The organism is Sandarakinorhabdus sp. (assembly GCF_051860625.1).
In the GTDB taxonomy this organism is placed as follows: domain Bacteria; phylum Pseudomonadota; class Alphaproteobacteria; order Sphingomonadales; family Sphingomonadaceae; genus Sandarakinorhabdus.
The window spans coordinates 91,477-101,596 of record NZ_JBHYDQ010000014.1; the positions used below are offsets into that span (position 1 = coordinate 91,477).

Consider the following 10,120-nt stretch of genomic DNA (forward strand, 5'->3'; position numbering starts at 1 on the left):
TGCTGGAACCGGATTCGATGGGGCAAGCGCAGCCTATAGCCGCTCAGGGCACCGGGTCATAGCCCGATGGCCCCCATGGATGGCAACGGCCGATGCGGCGGATTGCCAGCACGCCGCCCTTGATGGGGCCGTGGCGTTCGATGGCGGTGATCGCATAGGCCGAACAACTGGGGGTGAAACGGCAGGAGGGCGGCAGCACGACCGAAAAGGTGAGCTGCCAAAGCCGGATCGGCCAGATCAGCAGGCGTTTCACGACTTACGTTCGCGGGGTGGCGGCGGCGGCAGATGCGCCTTGCCCAACGCCTTGGCGAGATCGGCCTGCAACACCGCGAAATCCCGGGTCAGGCCGGTGTCCCGTCCGATCAACACATGATCGGCGCCGGCATGGCCGTGATCGGGCAGCACCAGGCGGACGACTTCGCGCAGCCGGCGCTTCAGCCGATTGCGCACCACGCTGTTGCCGATCTTCTTGGTAACCGTGAACCCGGCGCGCATCAGCGCATCACCATCATCCCGCTGCCGCACCAGCAGCACAAAGCCGGCGGTTGGCACCCGCCGGCCCTGATTGGCGGCCAGGAAATCCCGCCGCAGCCGGATCGTGTCCGGCGCTGGCATGAAATCAGGCCGACAGCTTCTTGCGACCACGCGCGCGGCGGGCGTGAATCACCTTGCGGCCGCCAACAGTGGCCATGCGCGCGCGAAAACCGTGGCGGCGGGCGCGGACGAGCTTGGACGGTTGATAGGTGCGCTTCATCGGTGCAGTCCTGAAATAGGGTCAGAGCGGTGACAGACCCCTGCCACCGGAAAGAGCGATGCCGATAGAGCGGGCTTGTCGCAGAGTCAACCGCACAAGCCTCTGGACACCGGCAAAGCGCATGGCAAAGGCGTGTCCCATGACCATCTCCCCGCTCGCCCTGCCCTTCCCTGAACTGGCACCGATCGCCGGCGTGCGCATCGGCACCGCCACCGTGCCCTACAAGGCGTGGACGCGCGATTGCGTAACATTGGTGGAACTCAGCCCCGGCACCGCGGTCGCTGGCGTCACCACCAATAGCAAATGCCCTTCCCCCGAAGTCGAACTGTGCCGCGCCAATCTGCCCGGCGGGCGGGCGCGCGGGTTGATCGTCAATGCCGGCAACAGCAATGCCTTCACCGGCCTGTCGGGCCGCCAGGCCGCCCAGGCCCAGGCGGCGCGCGTTGCCGAGAAACTGGGCTGCGCGCCCACCGAAGTGTTCAGCGCCTCCACTGGCGTCATCGGCGTGCCGCTGCCGGTCGATCTGGCTCTGGCGGGGGTGGACCGCGCCCACGCCGCGCTCGGCCAGGGCGATTTTCTGGCCGCCACCAACAGCATCGGCACCACCGATACCTTCCCCAAGGCCGCCACCGCCGCTGCCATGCTGGGCAGCACCCGCGTGACCATCACCGGCATCGTGAAGGGCAGCGGCATGATCGCGCCGGACATGGCGACGATGCTGGGGTTCATTTTCAGCGATGCCGCCATCGCGCCGGCGCTGTGGCAGGCGATGCTCAGCAACGCGGTGGCGGACACGTTCAACGCCATCACCGTGGACAGCGACACCAGCACCTCCGACACCGTGCTGGCGTTTGCTACGGGTGCGGCCGGCAATCCCGAATTGACCAGCATCGACGATGCCGGCGCCGATGCCCTCGCCGCTGCGCTCACCGACGTGTGCCGGCAACTGGCCATATTGGTCGTGCGCGACGGCGAGGGCGCCAGCAAGTTGATCGCGGTCAATGTCACCGGCGCTGTCGACGATGCCTCGGCGAAACGCGTCGCGCTGAGCATCGCCAACTCGCCGCTGGTGAAAACCGCGATTGCCGGCGGCGATGCCAATTGGGGCCGGGTGGTGATGGCCGTCGGCAAGGCCGGCGAACCTGCCGAGCGCGACCTGCTCTCCATCCGCTTCGGCGACACGCTGGTGGCGGATCACGGCGCGGTCGTGCCCGGCTATGACGAAGCCCCCGTGGCGGCGCATCTGGCCGGCAGCGAGATCCGCCTCAGCGCCGATCTCGGCCTAGGCCCGGGCCGGGCCCGGGTGTGGACCTGCGATCTCACCCACGGCTACATCAGCATCAATGCCGACTACCGGAGCTGAAGCCCATGCTGCCCATCCTCTACCATTATGAAGCCTCCCCCTTCGCCGAGCTGGTGCGCGCCGCCTTCGGCGTGAAGCGCCTCGCCTGGGGCAGCGTGCTGGTGCCCAATATCCTGCCCAAGCCCGACCAGACCCGGCTGACCGGCAGCTATGCCCGCACGCCGATGGTGCAGATCGGTGCGGACATTTATTGCGACACGGGCGCGATCCTGCCGGCGCTAGAAGCGCTGCCTGGCCCCAGCCTCTACCCGGCGCCGCTTGGCCCGCTGCACCGGATGATTGCCAGTTGGGCCAATGGCCCGCAATTCTTCGCCCATGTCGGTGCCGCGATGGGCGCAATGCCGGCCGATGCGATGGGCGAGGGGTTCATCAAGGATCGCCAGGCGCGCTTCGGCATGGATCTGGCCGCGCTCGGCAAATCGGCACCGCATCTGACGGCGCAGGCAATGGTGGCGAGTGCCTGGCTGTCCGACACACTCGCCGATGGCCGCGCCTTCATCGGCGGCGACGCGCCGGGGGCCGGCGACCTCGCGCTCTACAGCAATATCTGGTTCGTGCGCGCGGTGCCGTTTGCGGCTGCCACCGCTGCCGCCATGCTGGGCCAGCCGCATGTGGCGGACTGGTATGCGCGGATGGCCGGATTCGGCCATGGCGAGCGCCGCGAAATGACCGGGGATGAAGCGCTGGCCCTTGCGGCAGCCGATCCGCTGCCGGTGTCAGGCTCGGTGGATGCGCCCTTCACGGCCGGCATGCTGGCGGGGGTCAGCCAGGAAGGCACCCGCGATGCGCCATCCGTCGGCCGCCTGCTGCGCTGCGACTCGGTAAGCATCGTGATCGCGCGCGACGTGGAGGGGGCGGGCACCGTCCACGTGCATTTTCCGCGGTTGGGGCAAGTGGTGGCCTCGGCTTGACACCCCTCACCCCGCTCGCGCTATCGCGCGGGTCGCCCTCTCCCCACATGGGAGAGGGAAAACATCAGCCCAACTGCCCGACCAGCCACGCCTTCAGATCGCCCTTGGGCTTGGCGCCCACAGTGGTGGCCACCGGCTGACCACCCTTGAACAGGATCATCGTCGGGATGGACATCACGCCGTAACGGCCCGGCGCGTCGGGATTGTCGTCGATATTGATCTTCACGATATCGACGCCGTCCAGTTCGGCATCCAGTTCTTCCAGCGCCGGGCCGATCATGCGGCAGGGGCCGCACCATTCGGCCCAGAAATCCACCAGCACCGGCTTTTCGGCGCTGATCACATCGGCATGGAAACTCGCATCGGTCACGGCCTTGGTCATGTTGGTCACTCCAATTTCTGTCTACTCGGGGAAGATAGGCATTGGCCCGCCGCCCGGCAATGCGGCATCTGCCATTTGATGGCCCAGATTTTCTTGGCCCAGATTTTCCTTCCACACCGATAGTACATCGCCACTCAGTTCGATCAGCCGCGGCCCGGCCGTATAGAGCAGCGCCGCCCGCACCACCCGCCCCGGAAACACGCAGGCCAGCGCAGCGGCATAGGCGCCCAATTGCGCCACATGTGCCGCCGGCACCGCGCTGGCATCGGCCGGCACGCGGCTGCCGGTTTTGAATTCCACCGCCAATATTTCAGTATCGCGCACCAGCAGCCGATCGATGCTGCCGGCAATCACCTGTCCGCCCGCGACCGCCGCTACCGGCGCTTCGGTCAGCGCATCATCGCCAAACACCTCGGCAAAGGCGGGATCATCCAGCACGCGCAGCACGGTGCCGACCAGATCATCGGCATCCAGATCGGGCACATTCAAGGACACCCAGGCTCGCGCCACCGCCTCGCGCCGGTCAGCCGGCAAATCGGGAAGCGTTTCGAACAATTTGTGCAGCGCCGTCCCGCGCCGTGCCGCTGCCCGGCGATCGGGGGACGGCGGCGGATCGGCGACGGGATCGGGGCCGAGCGAGGATGGGCTGAGCGGTCGCGGTGGCCGGGCTTCCTGCCGAACCTGTTCCCGCCACCAGTTGCCCAGCGGCAGCATGCCGGCCGCCGGCGCAATCTCGGTCGCCACCAGCGCCACCGGGGTGCCGCCGCGCAGATGGCGCACGGGCTCTGACCAAGCGGGATGATCCTGCACCGCGAAATCAGCGCCTGCCAGCGCATCCTCCACCGCTGCATACCAACTCTGCGGATGCACCTCCCACTCCTTCGTCGGCTTGCTCGCGCCGCCGATGCACAATATTTCCTCGGCCCGCGTCAGGGCGACATACATCAAACGGCGATCCTCGGCCGCAGCATCCGCCTTGCGCCGCTCCAGCGCCTCGGCAATCCGCGTCGGCGGCGCCACCAGCCCCGGCGGCAGCCAAAGCGGTAAATTGCTCCCATGCCCGTCCAGCGGCAGCGCCACCACACCGTTCCTGGCCTGCGGCGGCGCGCAGGCATCGGCCAGGATCACGATCGGCGCCTGCAGGCCCTTGGCGCCATGCACGGTCATCAGGCGCACCGCATCCAGTGCGGCTTCCGGATCGCGCTTCACCTCCAGATCATCAGCCGCCATCCAGGCCAGAAACGCCTGAAGACTGGCCGCGCCCGCCGCTTCGCAGGCCAGCGCCTGATCGAGCACCGTGTCGATGGCGTCGCGCGCTTCCTCGCCCAGCCGCGCCAGCAGCCGCGCCCGGCCCTGCGATGGCCCCGACAACACCGATTCCAGAAAACGATAGGGCGACACTTCGGCCCCCAGCCGCAAGACCCGCGCCAGCCAATCCCGCGCCGCCACCACATCGGCTGCATCGCTGGCCTGCACCGCCGCCCACAGGCTGCCGGTGCGCCCCGCCGCCAATATGGTCAGCCGATCATGGGTCAGCCCGACCAGCGGCGACACCAGCAGCGCCGCCAGCGTCAGATCATCGCCGGGCTGACAGACGAACTGCACCAGCGCCACCAGATCGGCGACCGCCAACGGCTCGGACAGGTTCAGCCGGTCGGCGCCGGCCACCGCCACGCCCTGTTCGTGCAGCGCGCCGACCAGCGCATTCATCAACCGCCCGCGCCGCCGCACCAAAATCATCACATCCTGCGGCGCCGCGCGTCGGCCAATGCCCGGCAGGATCAGCGGTTGTGGCCCGCTCAACCAGCCAGCAATCGTGGCCGCAATGCGCCGCGCCAGATCAATCTCGCTGGCCAGGCCGGCGGTGCCCGGCTCGCCCTCGTCCGCCTCTTCACCCGCATCGGGCAACAGCGGCGGCCACAGCGTCACCACGCCGGCCTTGGCCTTGAAGGCCGTATGCGCCGGCACCGCTTCGCCACCGAACGGCGTTGCGCCGACATGGGTGATCACCCGGTCCACCACGTCCAGGATCACATCGGCGGAGCGGAAATTGCGTGCCAGCGGCACTTCCATCCAGCGCTCCGGCTCGGCCTCGCACTGTTGAAAGAAAATCTCGCGGCGGTCGGCATAGACCATCGGGTCGGCGCCCTGGAAACTGAAGATCGACTGTTTGAAATCGCCGACCACGAACAGGCTGCGGAACTGATCTCGCTGGCCAAACCCGGCGAAAAACTCCTCGACCAGCGCAGCGATCACCTCCCACTGTGCCAGATTGGTATCCTGCGCCTCATCGACCAGCACATGATCGATGCGGCTGTCGAGCTTGAAGCGCACCCACTGCGCCGCGCCGGGGAGCCCAAGCAACCGCACGGCCGCCGCGATCATGTCGGCATAATCGATCACCCCGGCGCGGGCCTTGGCGGCCTGCCAATCCTGCGCCAGCGTGATCGCCAGCCGCAGATGCCGCCCGGCGATGGCCAGGATTTCCCAACGCTCCTGCTCTGCGCGGATGGTCAGCAACTGGTCCTGCATGTCGGCGCAGAACGGCTTCCAGTCTGGATTGGCGGTGTCGAGCGCCTTGGGGATCATGCTCAGCGCGCGCGGCGCATTGGCGGTGGTGAAGAAACACCCCCAATATTCCGTCCAACGCTTCTGTGCATCGGCCATGGTCAGCGCCGCCGCCAGTTTTTCGGCCAGCTTGATCGCATTGACCCCGCTCTGTTGCCCCAGCGCCATGCCCAGCGACGTCAGCCGCGCCAGCGGCAGCGTGGCCAGCGCAGCCTCCAGCGCCGCTTCCGCACTGCCGCCATCCGCCGGCAGGCCCAGAAACCGCCGCAGCAAAGGGTCCACCCCCTCGATGCGCAGCGGTGCCAGCGCTTCCTCATGCGTGGCGGCTGCGCTCATCAACTCCTGCAGCCGGCCCTCGCCGCCATCCAGCGCCACTTCGGCCAGATCGGCGCGCAGCAGCGGATGCGTGGCCATCGCGCCGGTCAGCGCATCATTCAGCACCCGCCCGCGCAGCAAGATGCCAGCACGGTCATCCAGCGTCTGAAAGCCAGGGCTGATCGCGGCCTCCACCGGAAACGCCGCGATCAGGCCTTGCGCAAAGCTGTGGATCGTCTGGATTGCGAGGCCGGCAGGCGTTTCCAGCACGGCGGCAAACAGTCCGCGCGCGCGGGACATGGTGTCGGTATCAGCCGCGCCGCCAATCGCCGCGATATCGCTGGCCAGCGCCGCATCGCTGCACCCGGCCCAATGCGCCAGCCGCGCCATCACCCGGTTCTGCATTTCGGCGGCGGCCAATTTGGTGAAGGTCAGGCACAGGATCGCTTCGGCGCGCGCGCCGGCCAGCAGCAGGCGCAGCACGCGCGCAGTGAGCACCTGCGTCTTGCCCGTCCCCGCCGACGCCGCCACCCAGGCATGCACATCCGGATCGGCGGCCTGCGCCTGTTCGCGCAGCAGCGCCGCCAGCGGTTTGACTGCGCCGCTCATGCCTTGGCTCTCGGCCGATTGATCCACTCCGGCACCCGCGCCAGATGATCATAATCGCCCCACGCCCATTCCGGCCGCAGCTTGGGCTCGAACGGATGTTCGGCCAGCAGATAATGCGCCGCCAGTTCGCCGGCGTGCGCCACGGCGGCGGCAACATGCTCGGCGGCTGGAATCGGATCGCGGCCTTCCAGCGGCGCATGGATGGTGCCCGCCGCCTTGCGAGCGCCCTGCAACTGCCAATATTCGATCGTCAGCGGCAGGCCGGTCGCTACTGGCCGGCCATTCTTGGCCAGCACCCCGGCCACTGCCATCGCCAGGCCCAGCGCCAATTGATTGGCCTGCAAATCGCGCACCCGGCCCTTGGCCGGCGGCTTTCCGGTCTTGTAATCGACCACGATCAGTTCATCCGCCTCGCTGCGGTCGATGCGATCGACCTTGCCGCTCAGCACGATGCCGCCGGGCAGGTCCAGCCGGCCGCTGGCTTCGGCAACGAAACTTGTGCCCAGTTTTTCCCGCTTCAGTATTTCTTCGCCGGCCCAGTGCAGCGCCACCCGCATGCGCGGCACCCAGGCGGCGGCGAGCAGCGGGAAATGCCTGGCCTCGCTTTCCAGTTCCGCCGCAATGATCTGATCGAGCCGCGCCAGGCTGAAGCTGTTGTCGTCGATCCAGCGTTCCAGCACATCATGCACCAGCGTGCCGCGCATCGCCGCGGTCGGGTCCTGATCGAGCGGATCGAGCGGCCGCAGCCGCAGGATATGCTTGGCATGAAAGGCGAAGGGATCGGCGATCAGCGTGTCGATTTCGGTGATCGACAGCTTGCGCGGGCGCAGCTTCAGCGGCGGATTGGGGCGCGGGGCTTGCTGCGGGTGCGGCTGGGCGGCGCCATCCAGCGCGCGGGCCAGCGCCACCAGATCATCGCGGCGTCTGAGCGTTTGCCCATCGCGCCCAGAATCCCTTTGTGCATGTGCCAACAAGCGCAGCCACAGCCGTGACGGCAAGCGCGGCCCACCGGCATCGCGGCGCGCGCGGGTGATCAGGACCTTTGGCGCCGATGCCGCCCGCAGGAAATCCTGCGCCGCCAGCCCCTGCGCCCGCGCCGTGCCCGGCAGGCCGAGCCGCGCGCGGATGGCCGGCGCCAACCACGGGTCGGGCGCCGGCTGGCCGGGCCAGGTGCCTTCGTTCAGCCCGGCCAGGATCACCACATCGGCGCGGGTAAGCTGCGCCTCCACCGGGCCGAGAATGCTCAGGCGCGGATGGCCCTGCCCCGGCACCCGCACATTGCTGCCCGTCATCAGCGCGCTCAGCAGCGCTGGCGCCTCGTCCGGCTTGAAGCTGCCGAACAGCGCACCATCCGCCTCCACCGCCGCCACCAGCGCCGCCAATTGCCGGCCATCCGGCCCCGACCAGCCGTCATCGCCGGTCAACGCCGTGATGGCATGGCGCAGCGCAGCCATCACGCCGGAGAGATCGGCTGCGCCGGCCTCGCGCAGTGCCTCCAGTGGCGCCAATGCAGCAGCGACATCATCCCACCACGCCGCCATCGCGGCATGGTCGTGGCGCTGCTCATCGATAAACCGCAAGATCGCCTCGCCCGCCGCGTCCAGCCCCGGCGGCGGCCGCACGCCGCGCAGGGCTAGATCAGCCAGCAGTACTGCCGCCGCAAACCCACCATCACCGCGCCGCACCAAGCCGTGTTTCAGCATCGCCAGCAGCCGCGTCGGCGCAAACGCCTCGGCCATCGCCGCGACCAGATCCAGCGCCAGTGCGCCCGGTGGCATCAGGCTCAAGGGCGTGCCGGCCGAGCTGTCGATGGCGATGCCCCAACGCTGGCAATGCGCCGCCACCCGCCGCGCCAGATCGGGATCGGGCGTGATCAGCGCAGCGCGAATGCCGGGTTGCTCGACCGCTTCGCGTAGCGCGAGCGCCACCACCTGCGCTTCTTCCGCCGCCGTCGCGCATTCAGCCAGCGCCAGATCGGCGAACGCGCCCGGCTCGGGCACCGGCTGCGCATGGGCGGCCACGGCGGGCGCCAATGCGGCCACCAACGCCTCCGCACGCGCGTCCGGGCCATCCAGTTGCCCCCCGGTTTGCGCCCAGATCTGCATATCATCGCGGCTGAGACCCAGCCCGGCCAGCAACGCCTTCATCGCCCATTGCGGATGCCCCGAACTCTCGCGCTCGCCGCGCTGGCCTGCCACAGGATCAGCCAGCCTGATCCCATCCCACCGCGCCTGCCCGGCCTCGCTGCAATCGCCATCCAGCCCCGGCAACACCACCAGCCCCTGCGGCAGCCGCAACACCGCGCCCAGCAGGCGCTGAACCGCCGGCGTCGGGTTGGCAATGCCGGCAGCCACCACCAGCCCGGCCGGCGGCGCCATCGCCCAACGCGCGATCAGCGCATCGATCAGCGCCGTCAGCCGTGTCGCGCCCTCGATGCCGCCATGGCCTTCGCGCGCCTGCGGCCATACCGCGATCACCAGTTCCAGAAACGCCAGCGTCTTCTGCCAATGATCCGCCAGATCCTGTCCATCGGCGGCACCGCGCAGCGCCTCCGGGTCAATCTCCTCGGCGAGCAGCGCATCGAGCACTTCGCCCAGCGCATCGCCCAACCGCAAGCGCTCCACGGCGGCGCGCGCGTCACCGGGCAGTTTCGCCGCCAACCGCGCCAGTTCGAACCGGCGCAGCAGCGGCGCCACCGCCGGCAGGATCGGCGCATCGCCCGCCGCCAGCCGATCGAAGCCGGCATCATCGAGATCACCCACCGGCACCAGCCGCGGCAGCAGCAGGCCGCCCCCACCTGACGGAAGATCGCCCAATTGCCGCACAAACGCCTCGGTCACCGCGGTCACCGCGCGCCGATTGGGCAACAGCACCAGCGACCGCGCCAAATGCACCGGGTTTGCCGCCGTTCGCGCCAGCAGCCCCGCCGCCAGGGCATCGGCAAAGGCCACCTGCAGCGGGATGTTGAACAATGGCAGCATTCGGGGCGGCGGGCGGGACAGCAGATCAGTCACGCCGGCCAGCATAGCCATGCCCGGCGGTGGCACCAGCCCCGGCGGTTGTGAATATTCCGCGACTAGAGCGCTTTTCGACCAAGTTGGGTCATCGGCACGGCAGCGTATCTGGTTCAGGGCAAGGAGCGAGGAGGGCGCGATGCGCTTTGCATCGTAACCGACGAGCGACGCTGCCCTGGGCCAAAGGCGCGCCGCCCCGCAGGG

General features: G+C 68.7%; 8 protein-coding genes. 2 read left to right on the forward strand and 6 right to left on the reverse strand.

What is annotated here, in order from left to right:
- Positions 1–43: 43 nt before the first annotated feature.
- The 3 genes from yidD to rpmH are packed head-to-tail and all read right to left on the reverse strand — an operon-like array spanning position 44 to position 754.
- Positions 44–253: a membrane protein insertion efficiency factor YidD gene (yidD, locus tag ACTIEZ_RS13260; RefSeq protein WP_439547158.1), complete on the reverse strand. Its 210-nt coding sequence runs from the start codon at positions 251–253 to the stop codon at positions 44–46.
- Positions 250–615 (reverse strand): ribonuclease P protein component, encoded by a 366-nt coding sequence (gene rnpA, locus ACTIEZ_RS13265; RefSeq protein WP_439547159.1) that lies wholly within the window; start codon positions 613–615, stop codon positions 250–252. Before rnpA ends, yidD begins: the two co-directional genes overlap by 4 nt.
- Positions 616–619: 4 nt before the next feature.
- Positions 620–754 carry a 50S ribosomal protein L34 gene (rpmH, locus tag ACTIEZ_RS13270; RefSeq protein WP_310475467.1) on the reverse strand — a complete coding sequence of 45 codons (135 nt, stop codon included), beginning with the start codon at positions 752–754 and terminating at the stop codon, positions 620–622.
- A gap of 139 nt (positions 755–893) precedes the next feature.
- Here rpmH and argJ point away from each other — a divergent pair, with 139 nt between their 5' ends.
- Positions 894–2,117, forward strand: a complete 1,224-nt coding sequence (argJ, locus tag ACTIEZ_RS13275; RefSeq protein ID WP_439547160.1) for a bifunctional glutamate N-acetyltransferase/amino-acid acetyltransferase ArgJ — start codon at positions 894–896, stop codon at positions 2,115–2,117.
- 5 nt (positions 2,118–2,122) lie between these two features.
- A complete protein-coding gene (locus ACTIEZ_RS13280; protein ID WP_439547161.1) occupies positions 2,123–3,028 on the forward strand; it encodes a glutathione S-transferase family protein in 906 nt (301 codons plus the stop codon).
- 64 nt (positions 3,029–3,092) lie between these two features.
- Here the strand turns inward: ACTIEZ_RS13280 and trxA are convergent, their stop codons facing one another.
- Genes trxA through addB form a run of 3 tightly spaced genes read right to left on the reverse strand, consistent with a single transcriptional unit; the run spans position 3,093 to position 9,934 of the window.
- A complete protein-coding gene (gene trxA, locus ACTIEZ_RS13285) occupies positions 3,093–3,410 on the reverse strand; it encodes a thioredoxin (protein ID WP_439547162.1) in 318 nt (105 codons plus the stop codon).
- Positions 3,411–3,431: 21 nt separating this feature from the next.
- Positions 3,432–6,902: a double-strand break repair helicase AddA gene (addA, locus tag ACTIEZ_RS13290; protein ID WP_439547163.1), complete on the reverse strand. Its 3,471-nt coding sequence runs from the start codon at positions 6,900–6,902 to the stop codon at positions 3,432–3,434.
- On the reverse strand, positions 6,899–9,934 hold the full coding sequence (gene addB / locus ACTIEZ_RS13295) for a double-strand break repair protein AddB (RefSeq protein WP_439547164.1): 3,036 nt from the start codon (positions 9,932–9,934) through the stop codon (positions 6,899–6,901). The genes addA and addB overlap by 4 nt, the downstream gene beginning before the upstream one ends.
- Positions 9,935–10,120 lie beyond the last annotated feature (186 nt).